Origin of the sequence: Nitratireductor sp. OM-1 (assembly GCF_003296175.1) — a bacterium.
Classification (GTDB): domain Bacteria; phylum Pseudomonadota; class Alphaproteobacteria; order Rhizobiales; family Rhizobiaceae; genus Nitratireductor; species Nitratireductor aquimarinus.
In genome coordinates this window covers 1,854,201-1,869,423 of sequence record NZ_CP029208.1, presented here as the reverse complement: position 1 = coordinate 1,869,423, position 15,223 = coordinate 1,854,201, and the positions used below count along the sequence as shown (strand labels likewise).

The 15,223-nt window shown below is 63.3% G+C and carries 12 protein-coding genes; 8 read left to right on the top strand and 4 right to left on the bottom strand.

From position 1 onward, the window contains the following. The first annotated feature begins 108 nt into the window (after positions 1 to 108). Entirely contained in the window at positions 109 to 1,086 is a 978-nt protein-coding gene (locus tag DEJ54_RS08795; RefSeq protein WP_113154229.1) for an NADPH:quinone reductase, read from the top strand. Positions 1,087 to 1,099: 13 nt separating this feature from the next. Here the strand turns inward: DEJ54_RS08795 and DEJ54_RS08790 are convergent, their stop codons facing one another. Then, positions 1,100 to 2,563, bottom strand: a complete 1,464-nt coding sequence (locus DEJ54_RS08790; protein WP_113154228.1) for a short-chain fatty acyl-CoA regulator family protein — start codon at positions 2,561 to 2,563, stop codon at positions 1,100 to 1,102. 563 nt (positions 2,564 to 3,126) lie between these two features. Here DEJ54_RS08790 and aceA point away from each other — a divergent pair. The 5 genes from aceA (at position 3,127) to DEJ54_RS08760 (ending at position 8,317) form a co-directional block, all read left to right on the top strand. Beyond that, a complete protein-coding gene (gene aceA, locus DEJ54_RS08780; protein ID WP_113154227.1) occupies positions 3,127 to 4,416 on the top strand; it encodes an isocitrate lyase in 1,290 nt (429 codons plus the stop codon). A gap of 35 nt (positions 4,417 to 4,451) precedes the next feature. Continuing rightward, the gene (locus DEJ54_RS08775) at positions 4,452 to 4,697 is read left to right on the top strand and encodes a hypothetical protein (protein ID WP_113154226.1); all 246 of its coding nucleotides are present in this window, start codon (positions 4,452 to 4,454) and stop codon (positions 4,695 to 4,697) included. 288 nt (positions 4,698 to 4,985) lie between these two features. After that, positions 4,986 to 5,444, top strand: coding sequence for a response regulator (locus DEJ54_RS08770; protein WP_210344126.1), 459 nt, complete (start codon positions 4,986 to 4,988; stop codon positions 5,442 to 5,444). Positions 5,445 to 5,514: 70 nt separating this feature from the next. Beyond that, positions 5,515 to 6,948: a glutamine synthetase family protein gene (locus DEJ54_RS08765; RefSeq protein WP_113154224.1), complete on the top strand. Its 1,434-nt coding sequence runs from the start codon at positions 5,515 to 5,517 to the stop codon at positions 6,946 to 6,948. Positions 6,949 to 7,030: 82 nt separating this feature from the next. Then, positions 7,031 to 8,317, top strand: coding sequence for an FAD-binding oxidoreductase (locus DEJ54_RS08760; protein WP_113154223.1), 1,287 nt, complete (start codon positions 7,031 to 7,033; stop codon positions 8,315 to 8,317). A gap of 220 nt (positions 8,318 to 8,537) precedes the next feature. Here the strand turns inward: DEJ54_RS08760 and DEJ54_RS08755 are convergent, their stop codons facing one another. The 3 genes from DEJ54_RS08755 to DEJ54_RS08745 form a co-directional block, all read right to left on the bottom strand. Continuing rightward, positions 8,538 to 10,307: an SLC13 family permease gene (locus tag DEJ54_RS08755; RefSeq protein ID WP_113154222.1), complete on the bottom strand. Its 1,770-nt coding sequence runs from the start codon at positions 10,305 to 10,307 to the stop codon at positions 8,538 to 8,540. Between the two features lie 139 nt (positions 10,308 to 10,446). Continuing rightward, on the bottom strand, positions 10,447 to 11,196 hold the full coding sequence (locus DEJ54_RS08750; RefSeq protein WP_113154221.1) for an SDR family oxidoreductase: 750 nt from the start codon (positions 11,194 to 11,196) through the stop codon (positions 10,447 to 10,449). Between the two features lie 20 nt (positions 11,197 to 11,216). Next, entirely contained in the window at positions 11,217 to 12,692 is a 1,476-nt protein-coding gene (locus DEJ54_RS08745; protein WP_113154220.1) for an aldehyde dehydrogenase family protein, read from the bottom strand. Between the two features lie 313 nt (positions 12,693 to 13,005). Here DEJ54_RS08745 and zwf point away from each other — a divergent pair, with 313 nt between their 5' ends. Together zwf and pgl are read left to right on the top strand one after the other, a co-directional pair. Then, positions 13,006 to 14,478: a glucose-6-phosphate dehydrogenase gene (gene zwf / locus DEJ54_RS08740; RefSeq protein WP_113156179.1), complete on the top strand. Its 1,473-nt coding sequence runs from the start codon at positions 13,006 to 13,008 to the stop codon at positions 14,476 to 14,478. A 2-nt stretch (positions 14,479 to 14,480) separates the two neighbouring features. Then, positions 14,481 to 15,194: a 6-phosphogluconolactonase gene (pgl, locus tag DEJ54_RS08735; RefSeq protein WP_113154219.1), complete on the top strand. Its 714-nt coding sequence runs from the start codon at positions 14,481 to 14,483 to the stop codon at positions 15,192 to 15,194. Positions 15,195 to 15,223: the final 29 nt, after the last annotated feature.

Genomic DNA, 15,223 nt, shown 5'->3' with positions numbered 1-15,223 from the left:
CATCTTCGTTGCGGATGACGAAGCGTGCGCCGCAAATTTGGGCCTTGTCAATGGCGGGAGAGCGCCGGTCGGCACGCTTGCAGGGCATCTGATCGAGGGGAGAAGGCAATGAAAGCAGCATGGTATGAGCGCAATGGCGCAGCCCGCGACGTGCTCGAACTGGGCGACATGCCGACGCCCACGCCCGGTCCCGGCGAAGTGCGCGTGCGGCTTGCCACCTCCGGCGTGAACCCGTCGGACGTGAAGGCGCGGCGCGGCCGGCCGCTCAATGCCGAACGCATCATCCCCCACAGCGATGGCGCTGGCGAGATCGACGCCGTCGGCCCCGGCGTGGACCATGGCCGGGTCGGCCAGCGCGTCTGGATCTGGAACGGCCAGTGGCGACGCCCCTTCGGCACCGCCGCCGAGATGATCACGCTGCCGGAAGCGCAGGCCGTGCCGCTTCCAGCCAATGTGGATTTCGCCGCCGGCGCATGTCTCGGCATTCCCGCCCTCACTGCCATTCATGCCGTCAATCTGTTCGGCGATGTGCGTGGCAAGACGCTGATCGTCATCGGCGCCGGCGCTTCGGTCGGCCATTATGTCACCCAGATCGCCAAGGCGCGCGGCGCGCGTGTCATCGCCACCGCATCTGCCTCCCGCGCCGCCCATGCACGCGCTGCCGGCGCGGACTTCGTGATCGACTACAAGGCCAAGGACGTGGCCGCCACCGTGAAGGGCCTCACCGCCGGCAAGGGCGCGGACGGCCTGATCGACATGGATCTCTATTCCACCACCTCGATCATCTCCAATGGCGCGCTCGCGCCGCACGGCAAGATCGTGTGCTACGGCTCCAGCATGCAGGGCGACATCCCGGTTTCCTTCCCGACCCTGTTATGGAACAGCCTCACATTGCAGGTCTTCGTGGTCTACGAGCTACTTTCCAAAGACCGGGAAACAGCCATCGCCCAGCTCACCACGATGCTTGAGAAAAACAGCCTGAAACACGCGATCGGCGAACGCTTCGCCCTGCGCGACATCGTTGCCGCCCACGAAGCGGTGGAACGCGGCGACATCATTGGCAATGTGATCCTCGACATCGCATGACACGCATCGCGCTCTACTGAAAATCGAAAGCGCTCAGCCCCGTCACCATCTCGTCGAGCCCCAGCGGCCGCGTGACCGGTGGTTCGGCGCGGGCGAGACAGCCGGCGCGCTCGCACAGGCGGCACGCCGGCCCGACCGGTGTGAGCGCATGCGTGGGCGCAGCCCCTGCCTTGCCCGGCGCACCCGGCAGCGCATCGCCATAGACGACACCGTCACGAAAGCCGAGATCGCACCCCAGCAGAAGCGCCGTGCGGCGCGGACGCTCCGCAAACGAGCCCTGCGGCCCTTCCAGCGTGCGCGCCATCGTCAGAAATTCCGCGCCGTCGGGCATCTCCACCGCCTCGACGAGGATCTGGCCCGGCTGGGCAAAGGCAGCGTGAACGGCAAGCTTTGGGCAGCCGCCGCCGAAACGCGCCTGCGGAAAGCCCTGCGCGCCTGCCTTGCGGAAGCGGTTTCCCGCATGATCCACTTCGAGCATGAAGAACGGCACACCCGATGCGCCCGGGCGGGCCAGCGTGGTGAGCCGGTTGGCCGCCTGTTCGAACGAAACCCCGAAACGCGATTTCAACACGTCCACATCGTAGCGCGCGCGCTCGGCTGCCGACAGAAACGCCTGATAGGGCATCATCAGCGCATGCGCCGCATAGCGCCCGAGTTCGAACCGGGCCAGCCGGCGCGCCTCATTGCTTGAGAGCTTGAGCGCCTCGATCTCCGCCGCAATCGCCACCGACATACGCAGAAGACACGCCTCCATGGCGATCTCGCGCAACTGATCGGCCGGCGAAAGCCGCTCCGAGATGAAGAGACGCTGCGAATGCCGGTCATAGCGCCGCCGCCAGTTCGGCATGGTCGCCACCGGCAGCACCCGCACCACGATGCCGTGCTCCTGTTTCAGCCAGCCCCGGATCGCGCCGGAAAGATCATCCCCCGGCCCCATAAGCCCCATCTGCCCCATGAGCTTGTGAAAGCTCTCCGCCTCCTCCTCGATGGCCGGGAAATGGTTGCCATGCCGCTCAAAGGTCTCGCGCACCTCGTCCATCGGCAGACGCGTTGCCGAAATGGCGGTGGTGCGCCCTTCCCGCGCCAGCATTTCGGAGAGGTCGGACATGCGGTCGGCCTGTTCGCGATAGGCGCGGTAGAGCTTGACCAGCGCCGCAGCCGCATTGGGGGCGGCTTCCGCCACATCCACAAGCTCCTGCTCGCCCGGCAGCTCGCCCACCAGAAGCGGATCGGAAAACACTTCGCGAAGCGCGGCAAGCGACAGGCCGGTCTCGCCCTGCAACTCGTCGGGATCGACCTTGTAGACCGAGGCCAGCTTGAGAATGAGCGACACGGTGAGCGGCCGCTGGTTGCGCTCGATCAGGTTCAGATAGGAGGGCGAAATGCCCAGCCCCTCGGCCATAGCCGTCTGGGTCAGACCCTTGGCGGTGCGTACCCGCCTGATACGGGCTCCGGCGAATATCTTCTGATTGGCCATGGTCGGCCCCCTTGTTTTCTGCGTCCCCGGCGAGGCGCGGCCGTTCCGGCATGGATCCCCGGGTCAAGCCCGAGGATGACGAAGCGGGACCGCTATGAAGCCAACCAGCACCGACGGTGGATCATGAGAACCATAGCCGACTGGATCAACGCCTGTGCCTGTGCCTGTGCCCTTGTCTGCGTCTGCGTCTGCGTCTGCGTCTGCGCCCGTGTCTGTGCCTGAGCCTGAGCCTGAGCCTGAGCCTGAGCCTGAGCCTGAGCCGCCCCCGTCGTGTCCGTGGTCCCCATCGTCATCCTTGGGCCTGACCCAAGGATCCATGCCTGAACGGCCACCACTTTACACACCTTTACAAAACGACCCCGCAAACTCGCCCTTACATCTTTTACAAATTTACACGCCCGCCCTGTCAAAATCCAGACATGCTGACACGAAAATATCCCACAAAACCCGGTTTTCTCTCCGCTTTCGCTGCGGCGCAATGTAAATCCTGTAACGAAAGCGGGGCACAGAAGCATCACGCCAGACAGCCCCTACCGCGAAACAGATCCTGTACGGAGGCAATAATGACGGATTTTTACAACCTTGTTCCCAGCGCTGCGGAAGGTCGCTTCGATGGCATCGAACGCCCCTACACGCCGCAGGATGTGCAGCGGCTGCGCGGCTCGGTTACCGTCCGTCACACGCTGGCCGAGGAAGGCGCAAAGCGCCTCTGGAAGCTCATCCACGAAGAGGACTTCGTCAACGCGCTCGGCGCGCTCTCGGGCAACCAGGCCATGCAGATGGTCCGCGCCGGTCTGAAGGCGATCTACCTCTCCGGCTGGCAGGTCGCCGCCGACGCCAACACCGCTTCGGCCATGTATCCGGACCAGTCGCTCTACCCGGCCAATGCCGGCCCGGAGCTCGCCAAGCGCATCAACCGCACGCTTCAGCGCGCTGACCAGATCGAGACTGCGGAAGGCAATGGCCTTTCGGTCGACACATGGTTCGCTCCGATCGTGGCGGATGCGGAAGCCGGCTTCGGCGGCCCGCTCAACGCCTTCGAGCTGATGAAGGCCTATATCGAGGCGGGCGCTGCCGGCGTCCACTTCGAGGACCAGCTCGCATCGGAAAAGAAGTGCGGCCATCTGGGCGGCAAGGTTCTGATCCCCACGGCGCAGCATATCCGCAATCTGGATGCCGCGCGTCTTGCAGCCGACGTCATGGGCGTGCCGAGCCTGGTCATCGCCCGCACGGATGCGGAGGCCGCCAAGCTGCTCACCTCCGATATCGACGAGCGCGACCAGCCCTTCGTCGATTACGAGGCAGGCCGCACGGTCGAGGGCTTCTACCGGGTGAAGAACGGGCTCGACGCCTGCATTGCCCGCGCTGTCGCCTATGCGCCGCACACGGATTTGATCTGGTGCGAAACGTCGAAGCCGGATCTGGAGCAGGCGCGCAAATTCGCCGAGGGCGTGCACAAGGCGCATCCGGGCAAGCTGCTCGCCTACAACTGCTCGCCGTCCTTCAACTGGAAGAAGAACCTGGACGACGCAACCATTGCCAAGTTCCAGCGCGAGCTGGGCGCCATGGGCTACAAGTTCCAGTTCATCACGCTGGCCGGGTTCCATCAGCTCAACTTCGGCATGTTCGAGCTGGCCCGTGGCTACAAGGACCGGCAGATGGCGGCCTATTCGGAGTTGCAGGAAGCGGAGTTCGCCGCAGAGGCCAACGGCTACACGGCCACAAAGCACCAGCGCGAAGTCGGCACCGGCTATTTCGACGCCGTGTCCATGGCCATCACTGGCGGCCAGTCTTCGACCACCGCCATGAAGGAATCCACCGAATCTGACCAGTTCCGCCCAGCAGCGGAATAACACCAACGGCAAATCGCCGGGAAAGGAGAACGGAAATGACACCGAACACCCGCGTCAAGGAACGTGCAGAAGAGCAGGCAAGCGCCATGTCTTCCGACCAGCAGGCCATCATCCGCATGGTGGCAAACGACCTGCACCGCCTCAACCAGTCGGTCATGAAAGCGGTCGATTCCGGTGTGTCCGTCGAACTGGTCCGCTCGGCGCGTCATCATGGTGGAGAAGGCAACTGGGGAGATCTGTTGGTGCCTGTCATCGTCACCAACCGTCTGGCTGGCTCCTGACACCAGCCTGATTGATCTCCCGTCAAGCGCCCGCGCACTGTCTCCTGCGCGGGCGTTTTTTCTTGAACAGAAAACGGTCATTCGATCTTGTGATCAAACAATACAAATATCTGAAATCCCGACCTAATTTCCGGTTCTTTCTTGAAAAAACCGGTTTCACCAACAAGAAACAGGCACATAACAATTCTGACTTATTTGTAACTTGACATTTCAACCGCGGTGACATTCATTCCCGTCAGATTTCAACCGGGCATTGAATTTCTTATTCTAACCGTGGGCGAAGACATGATGGCAGACAGACCTGTAACCGATCAGCCGACCATCGATGCATGCGAGGCGGTCTCCAACAGCTGCGTTGCAGATCTGTCCCAGGCACTGGTTGTCGCCTCATCTCCGGTGAACAGGATTGTGCTCTCGCGCATCGCGCAGCGTGCCTATCTGAAGGCCAATGCGCTCGAACCCGCCGAGGCAACGCGCATCCTGTCTGCCCCGACACCGCTCTCCCGGCCCGGCGTGGTGATTGTCGACATCGACGCGCAGACACGCGCCACCAGCGAACTGTTCACCCATCTGGAAAGCCACCGCCGCGCCTCCCCGCGCGGCCTGCCGCTCGTCATCACCATTGTCGCCTCGCGCCACAAGGACACGCTGGCCGAATCACCCGTGGACGCCCGGGTCGTGCGCCCGGTCACGCCGGAGGCATTGCAGCCGGTCATCGACCGTCTTGTTGCGGGTGTGCAATCCTGACGCGGGGCCTTCCCTTCCCTTCACGCCCACGTCTATACTCACGCATCCAACCAACGATCCCTGGTGTTTGATGCCTGACAGGAAAAAGCTAACCCGCCGCAACGGTCGAGGTAACTCCGTTCGTGCGCCCGCATTTCTGAAAAACCTTCGCGGTGTGAAGGACTGGAAGCAGGTTTCCGCCTGGCTGGAATGGCGCGGCATCGAAGACATCGAGTGCATCACGCCCGATCAGGCCGGTGTTGCGCGCGGCAAGATGATGCCGTCGAAGAAGTTCACGTCCAACACCTCACTGGCGCTGCCTTCGGCTGTCTTCATGACAACGATCTCTGGCGAATATCCCGAAGATGGCGGTGACTTCGTCTACCCGGAGGATGACGGCGACCTGAAGCTTCTGCCCGATCTCTCCACGCTCTCTTCCGTTCCGTGGGAAAGCGACCCGACGGCGCAGGTCATCTGCGACCTCGTCCATCAGGACGGGCGCGATGTCGCCTTCAGCCCGCGCAACGTTTTGAAGCGCGTCGTCGCCGAATATGCGAAGCATGGGCTCAAGCCCATCGTCGCGCCGGAAATCGAGTTCTATCTGGTCGACAAGAATCCCGACCCGGACTACCCGCTCACGCCCCCGGTCGGCCGCTCCGGTCGCCCCATTGGCGGCGGTCAGGGCTATTCCATCGCCGGCGTGAACGAGTTCGACGAACTGATCGACGACATCTACCACTTCTCCGAGGCGCAGGGCCTGGAGATCGACACGCTGATCCACGAGGAAGGCGCCGGCCAGCTCGAGATCAACCTGCGTCATGGCGATCCGATCGAGCTTGCCGATCAGGTGTTCATGTTCAAGCGCACCATTCGCGAAGCGGCGCTCAAGCACGACACCTACGCCACCTTCATGGCCAAGCCGATCCAGAACCAGCCCGGCTCCGCCATGCATATTCACCAGTCGGTGGTGTCGCTCGAGACCGGTCACAACGTCTTCTCCGACGAGAATGGCGAAGAGACGGAGATGTTCCGTCATTTCATCGGCGGGCTGCAGCGGCACATTCCCAATGCGCTCATCATGCTTGCGCCCTATGTGAACTCCTATCGCCGCCTGACGCAGGGAACGGCGGTGCCGGTCAACACGCGCTGGGGGTATGACAACCGCACCACTGCCTTCCGTGTGCCGCGCTCCGACCCGGCGGCGCGCCGCGTGGAAAACCGCATCCCCTCGTCCGACGCCAATCCCTATCTGGCGCTGGCTGCCTCGCTTGCCTGTGGTCTCGTCGGCATTCTGGAAAAGAGCACGCCCGATGCGCCGGCCGGCAAGGCGGTCAATCAGGATGAGATCGAGCTGCCACGTGGCCTTCTGGAAGCCGTCGCCCTGTTCGAGGACGACGAGCCACTGAAGGAAATGCTGGGCGCGCCCTTCGTCTCGACCTTTGCCGCAATCAAGCGGGCCGAGTTCGAGACCTTCATGAAGGTCATCAGCCCCTGGGAACGGGAATATCTGCTTCTGAACGTCTAGAGCGTCTCCGCTTTTCGTTGAACCGCGAAACGCCCTGAATTATTGATTTTGCGCAATTCCGGACGGAAAGAGGGGTGCGTCCATGCCCTATCAGTCGCCCATATCGCCCGGCTTCTCCTGGTATGAAGCAACCGTCGGCGAACGCCCGCAATACCCGTCGCTCGATGGCGACCGGCGGGCCGATGTCGCCATTGTCGGCGGCGGCTTCACCGGCCTGTCGGCGGCCGCCCATCTGGCGAAGGCAGGCGTCAATGTGGTTCTGATCGAGGCGCACCGCTTTGGCGATGGCGCGTCCGGGCGCAATGGCGGCCAGCTCGGCACCGGTCAGCGCGCCTGGGCCGAGGAGCTGGAGGCCGAGCTTGGCTTCACCCGCGCCAAAGCCCTGTTTGATCTGGCCGAGGAAGCCAAGGCCCACCTCATCGATTTCGCCGCCGCCAACCGCATCGAGATCGACTATCGTCAGGGCCAGATTTCAGCCGTCCACAAGCCCCGCTATCTGGACGAATACCGCCGGCATGCCGACATCATGCGTGACCGGTTCAACTATCCGCATATCACCTACATGGATGCGACCGAGACCGCCGGGCGGCTTGGCTCCACACGCTATTTCGGCGGCATTCGCGACACCGGCACCGGCCATATCCATCCGCTGAAACTCGTGGTCGGCACGGCGCGTGTGGCCCGTGAGGCGGGCGCGCATCTCTTTGAAGGCACGCCTGCGCTGAATATCAGCTCCGATGCCGGCGGTGTGCGCATCGAAACGCCTTCGGGAACAATCACCGCCGAGAAGTGCTTCATCGCCACAAACGCCTATGGCGGCGATCTGGAGCCGGAGAGTGCGGCCCATGTCATGCCCATCGGCTCCTTCATCGGCGCAACACCGCCGCTTGGCGATGACAGTCCCGTTCTGCCCGGCGGCGAGTCGGTCGACGATTCCCGTTTCGTGGTGCGCTATTTCCGGCGCGAGCCCAATGGCAGCCTGCTTTTCGGCGGACGCGAGATCTACGCGCCCGGCGAAGACAAGGCGATCCACCACCACATTCGCCGCCAGATTGCCGAACTCTATCCCGCGCTCAAGGACGTCGAACTCACCCATGCATGGGGTGGTTATGTGGGCATAACCATGCCCAGACGCCCCTTTGTGCGCGAGGTCATGCCCAATGTGATCTCGGCCGCCGGCTGGTCCGGCCATGGTGTGATGCTGTCGAACTTCGCCGGCAAGCTCTATGCGGAAACCGTCTGCGGAAACCGCGACCGGCTGCGCCTGTTCGAAGAACTGAAGATCCCGCCCTTCCCCGGCGGTCGCCATCTGCGCCCGTTCCTGATGTTCCTGGCGCTCAACTGGTACGCACTGCGCGACCGGATTTGAGGGCGAAAAGACACGCTGCATTGACGTTGTGCGTGGTTCGACAAGCTCACCATGAGGGTGGGGCGCGGCTGCAAGAACTATCTGCAACCTCGCGGAGCCAGATTTTCCTACAGGGTCACACATCCCTCATGGTGAGCTTGTCGAACCACGCAAAACGCTCCTGCCACAAAATCGGACACGACCGAAATCATCAGGTGAACCGAACCGCTTCAGCCCCGTCCTACAGCGGCCAGAAAAACAGGATCGCCGGCACGGAAACCGCGATAATGAGGATTTCCAGCGGCAGGCCCATGCGCCAGTAATCGCCGAAGCGATAGCCGCCCGGCCCCATGATGATGGTGTTGTTCTTGTGGCCGATGGGCGTCAGGAACGCACAGGAAGCGGCCACCGCCACGCCCATCAGAAACGGATCGGGCGAGACGTTGAGTCCCTGCGCAACGGAAAGGCCGACCGGCGCTGCAATCAGCGCGGTCGCCACATTGTTCAGGAAGTCGGACAGCGTCATGGTGACAACCATCAGGATCGCCAGGATCGCCCATGCCGGCAACGAGCCGGTCAGCGAGAGAATGGAATCCGCGATCAGCTTCGTGCCGCCGGATTCCTCAAGCGCCAGCCCGAGCGGGATCAGCGAGGCCAGAAGCACGATCACCGGCCATTCCACCGATTCATAGACTTCGCGCGCGCCGACCACATTGAACAGCGCATAGATGGCGACCGCGCCCGCAAGCGCGATGGCGAGCGGCACGAAGCCCATCACCGAAATGGCCACGGCAATGGCAAACACGGCCACGGCGAACAGCGCCTTGCCGCGCTGGATCACGTTATGGCTCTTTTCCGCCAGCGGCAGAACGCCCAGCCAGTCGGCGGCGTCGGCAACGCGGCTTTCCGGCCCAAGAAGCAGGACCACGTCGCCCGCCCGGATCGGCAGTTTGCGCACCCGCTCGCGAAACCGCCTGCCCTGCCGCGACACGCCCAGAAGCGTCACACCGCGGCGGTAGAGCAGCCGCAGGTCAAGCGCCGTGCGCCCGACCATGCGGGCATTGTCCGGCACAATGGCCTCAACCAGAACCAGAGATTTGCCGCGAATGCCGCCATGCTCTTCCGAACCCGGCGTATCGAGTTCCGCAGCGCCGATGAACGCCTCGATGGATTTCGGATCGCCCTCGAGAATGAGCTGGTCGCTCTTGCGAAGCTCTTCGCCAGCGGAAAAACCGGGCAGACGCTTGCCGCGCCGCACCAGTCCGAGCACGGTCACATCGTGCTCATCGGCCAGCGGATAGAGATCGCTCACCGGCCCGTCGATGAATTTGCATTTCTCCTTCACACCCGCTTCCACGACGAAGAGACCCGCCTCGCCGTCATCTCCGGCAACCGCCTGCCCGGTTTCGGGGATCAGCCGCCAGCCAACCAGCGTCACGAAGGCGATGCCAACCACGGCGCAGACGAGCCCCACCGGTGAAAAGTCGAACATGGAGAAGGATTCGCCAAGCGCGCGACCGCGAAACTCGGCGATGACGATGTTGGGCGGCGTGCCGATCAGCGTGATCATGCCGCCCAGAATGGTCGCGAAGGAAAGCGACATCAGCGATCGGGAAACAGGCCGCTTCGCCTTCTTCGCAGCCTCGATGTCGAGGGTCATCAGCATGACCAGTGCGGCGACATTGTTGATCACCGCCGAAAGGCCGGCGCCAATCACCGACATAAACCCGATATGGGTGGAGAGAGAGCGTCCCGAAGACAGGACGAAACGCGCGATCAGCTCCACCGCGCCCGCATTCATCATGGCGCGCGAAACGATCAGCACCAGCGCGATGATGACGACGGCCTCATGGCCGAAGCCGATGAAGGCGTCATGCGCATCGACGACGCCGGCGGCCACCGCAATGATCAGCGCGGCAAAGGCAACAAGGTCATAGCGAATACGACCCCAGACAAGAAAGGCAAACACGACACCCAGCAGACTGAAGAGAAAGATCTGCTCGTAGGTCATGCGCTTGCCCTTTTCATGCCGACCGCCGGACAAACGCCGGCGGCCTGAAATTGTTCTGTCCGGTTATAGGTAATTCCGTGCTCCAAGTCAGGTTCCCGGAGAAACGGAATTCCTAAAACCGTCCACAGGCAGGGCTGCGTCAGATGCAGCGGCCGCCGTCCACTTCCAGCGCAACGCCGGTGATGAACTCGGCTTCCGACGAAGCCAGCCAGAGCGCTGCATTGGCAATGTCGAGCGGCGTGGAAAGCCGGCCAAGCGGGATGGAAGAGCGGAACTGCGCGCGCTTCTCAGGCGTGTCTTCGCCCATGAACTGGCCGAGCATGCCGGTTTCGCCGGCCACCGGGCACAGGCAGTTCACGCGGATGTTCTTCGGCGCAAGCTCAACGGCCATCGACTTGGTCGCGGTGATCGCCCAGCCCTTGGATGCGTTGTACCAGGTGAGACCCGGACGCGGACGCAGGCCTGCCGTCGAAGCGGTGGTGATGATCGAGCCGCCGCCGAGCTTCTCCATGACCGGCACAACGGCCAGCGTGGAATGATAGATCGCCTTCATGTTCACTGCGCCGATGAGATCGAACGTCTCTTCGTCAACTTCCATGAGGGAGGTGTTACGGTGCGTGTAGCCGGCATTGTTGATCATGATGTCCAGACGGCCATGCGCCTGCATGGCGGCGTCCACCATCGCGTCCACATCGGCTTTCATGGAAACGTCTGCGGTAACCGGCAGCGCTGCTTCACCGATCTCTGCGGCAACCCGCTCTGCGCCCTTCGCGTTCAGGTCGGCAACGATGACCTTCGCGCCTTCCTCGGCGAAACGCTTCGCCATGCCTTCACCGAAACCGGATGCTGCGCCGGTGATGATGGCAACCTTGCCTTCAAGTCGAGCCATTTCGAAAATTCCTGTAATTGTTAGCCGTGGTTGAAAACGATTGTCTTGGTCGCGGACATGTCGAACAGGGCTTCAAAACCCTTCTCGCGTCCGTGGCCGGATTTCTTGAAGCCGCCGAAGGGCAGCTCCACGCCGCCGCCTGCGCCATAGCCGTTCACGAAAACCTGGCCGGCGCGCACGCGCTTGGCGACCCGGTGCTGGCGCGCGCCGTCGCGCGTCCACACACCGGCCACCAGACCGAACTCCGTGTCATTGGCGAGCCGGATGGCGTCTGCCTCGTCCTCGAACGGGAACAGCGAAAGCACCGGTCCAAAAACCTCTTCCTGAGCGAGCGCTGCCTGCGGATCGACCGCGCCGAACAGCGCCGGCGGCTGATAGTAACCGCCCTCGGGCGCGTCCGGGTGCACCGTGCCCTGTGCGAGCAGCGGAATGCCGGCTTCCTGCGCTGCGGCAATAAAGCCGGCAACCTTGTCGCGCTGCGCCACATTGACGAGCGGCCCGATGTCGAGATCCGCATCATGCGGGCCCGCAACCAGCTTGGAGAAGCGCTCGGCCAGCGCCGTCGCCACCTGCTCGTAGATCGGCTTTTCGATCAGAACGCGGCTGCCGGCAGAGCAGGTCTGCCCGCCATTCTGGATGATGGCGTTCACCAGAACGGGAAGCGCTGCCTCGATATCCGCATCGGCGAACACGATCTGCGGGGACTTGCCGCCCAGCTCCATCGTCACGCCACGATTGTTCACCGCCGCTGCCTGCTGGATCGCGGTGCCGGTGATCGGCGAACCGGTGAAGGTCACGTAATCGACCAGCGGATGCGAGGAAAGAGCCGCACCAGCGCTGCGGCCATAACCGGTGATGACGTTGAACACGCCAGCCGGGAAGCCGGCCTCAAGCGCCAGCTCGGCCATGCGCAGCGTCGTCAGCGAAGCGTCTTCCGCCGGCTTCACCACCAGCGTGTTGCCCATGGCCAGCGCCGCGCCGATGACGCGCGCCAGAATCTGCATCGGGTAGTTCCAGGGCGTGATACCCGCCACCACGCCATGCGGCTCGCGCAGCGTCAGCGCCGTGTAGCCATCGAGAAACGGGATCGTGTCGCCGTGGATCTTGTCAGCCGCGCCGCCATAGAACTCGAAATAGCGCATTGTAGCCGTCACGTCCGCCGTGCCCTGACGGATCGGCTTGCCGGTGTCGCGCGATTCGAGCGCAGCCAGCTCCTCGCCATTCTTCTCCACCAGATGGAAAAGACGCGTCAGGCAGCGCCCGCGCTCCACGGCCGGCATGCGGCTCCACGGGCCTTCGTCAAACGCCTTGCGCGCCGACTTCACCGCCAGCTCCACATCGGCTTCCGTGGAAGCCGGGATCGAAGCGAAGACTGCGCCGTCGGACGGGCTGCGAACGTCGATGCGTTCTCCCGAGAGCGAATCGACCGAACGCCCGTCGATGAACTGCATGAAAGCGCGGCCCTCAGCCACGCTGCGCGAAAAATGGGTTCCCATCCCTGCCGCTCCGGTTTGTAATGTCTGTATGCGAGCCTGTGCTCGCGAAGGAAACATGGGAAAACCCGCCATGCGATGCTGTGTCAAGGCACAAATGGGCGCACCGGCTTGGCTCAGCCCGACAGACGCGCTGCCGCGCAATCGCATCTGGCTTTTTTAAATCGATTAGACTATAGCAACGGCAACTTGGTATGAGGCTAGGGCAATTCCAGGAAAAGCGGGAACCGGTTTTCCGTCCGGAATTGCGCAAGAACAATCAATGAGAGCGTTTTCGCGGTTCAACGAAAAGCGGAAACGCGCGAGCGGAGAAACCATGACCAGCCAGACAATTCCGGTCGAGCCTTTCGATCTCGTGGTGTTCGGGGCCACGGGCGATCTCTCCGAGCGAAAGCTGCTTCCGGCGCTCTATCAGCGCCAGCGGGCAGGTCAGTTCACCGACCCCACGCGCATCATCGGTTCATCCCGCTCGAAACTGTCCGACGAGGACTTCCGCACCTTCGCCGAAAAGGCCATCCGCGAGCATGTCGCCAAGAGCGATATCGAGCCGCAGGAGCTGACGCATTTTCTGGCCCGCCTGTCCTACGTGCCGGCGGACGCGAAATCGGGTGACGGCTTTGCCGACCTGAAGACCGAGATCGGCGACAGCGACAGTGTGCGCGCCTTCTACATGGCCGTCGCACCCAGCCTGTTCGATGACATTGTCGGCCAGATCGACAAGCACGGCCTGTCCACCGACACGGCCCGCGTGATCGTCGAAAAGCCCATCGGCCGTTCGCTCGCCTCCGCCCATGAGCTGAACGACGCCGTGGCGCGCGTGTTCGACGAGCACAACGTCTTCCGCATCGACCACTATCTCGGCAAGGAGACGGTGCAGAACCTCATGGCGCTGCGCTTTGCCAATGCGCTCTATGAGCCGCTCTGGAACTCCGCCCATATCGACCATGTGCAGATCACCGTGGCCGAGACCGTGGGGCTTGAAGGGCGCGCGGGCTATTACGACAAGGCCGGCGCGCTGCGTGACATGGTCCAGAACCACATGCTCCAGCTTCTCTGCCTCGTGGCGATGGAAGCGCCGGCCTCCATGGAAGCCGACACGGTGCGCGACGAGAAACTGAAGGTCCTGCGCGCCCTGAAGCCGATCACCTCCAATGCCGCAGAGAGCGTGACCGTGCGCGGACAATACCGCGCCGGCGCGTCCAATGGCGGCGCGGTGAAGGGCTACACGGAAGAACTTGAAAGCGGCGAGAGCAACACCGAGACCTTCGTCGCCATCAAGGCGGAGATCGAGAACTGGCGCTGGGCCGGCGTGCCCTTCTACCTGCGCACCGGCAAGCGGCTCGCCACCCGCGTTTCGGAAATCGTGATCCAGTTCAAGCCGATCCCCCATTCCATCTTCGAGGATGGCACGGGCAAGGTGTTCGCCAACCAGCTGGTCATCCGCCTGCAGCCGGATGAAGGCGTCAAGCAGTGGATGATGATCAAGGACCCCGGCCCCGGCGGCATGCGCCTGCGCCATGTGCCGCTCGACATGAGCTTTGCCGAATCATTCAATGTCCGCAATCCGGACGCCTATGAGCGCCTCATCATGGATGTCATCCGCGGCAACCAGACGCTGTTCATGCGTCGCGACGAGGTCGAGGCTGCATGGCGCTGGATCGACCCGATCCTCGCCGCCTGGGAAGACAACCAGCAGCCCGCGCAGGGCTACACCGCCGGCACCTGGGGGCCGTCCTCTTCCATCGCGCTGATCGAGCGCGACGGACGCACCTGGCATGAGAGTGTCTGAGCATGGCCAATTGCGAGTGGCATGAATTCGCCTCCTCCGAGGCGCTGGCCAGGAACCTGTCGGAGACGGTTGCCAAAAAACTGGCATTAGCCGTGAAGGAACAGGGCCACGCGGCGATTGCTGTTTCCGGCGGTCGCACGCCCGCGCAGTTCTTCGATCAGCTGTCGCGATGCGACATCCCGTGGGACAAAGTCACCGTCACGCTGGTGGACGAACGTTTCGTGCCAGCCGATTCACCGCGCTCCAACGCCCGTCTGGTCGCCCGGCATCTCCTGCAGAACAAGGCTGCCCGCGCCGCCTTTGTCGGCCTCTACCAGCCAGCCGACGAAATGGAAGAGGCCGCCAGCCAGTCGGCAAAGGCGATTGCCGCACTGCCCCGACCGCTCGACGTGGTCGTGCTCGGCATGGGCAATGACCGGCACACCGCCTCCTTCTTCCCCGATGCCCCGACCATCGAAGCGCTTCTTGAGCCAACGGAAGGGCCGGACGTTTTACCGGTCGCGTCGAAGGCGGCGGGCGAACCCCGCCTCACGCTTTCCATGAACCGGCTCGCAGGCGCACGCTTCCTCGCCGTCCACATAGAGGGCGCCGACAAGAAGGAAACGCTGGAAACAGCGCTCTCCGTCCCACCCGGCCCGACATCCCCCATCGGCGCGGTGCTGGCCGAGACGAAAGAACCCGCCCACATCTACTGGGCTCCCGCAGGCCAGGCGTAAAACGCCGGCCCGCCGCGCCCCGCGCTCCT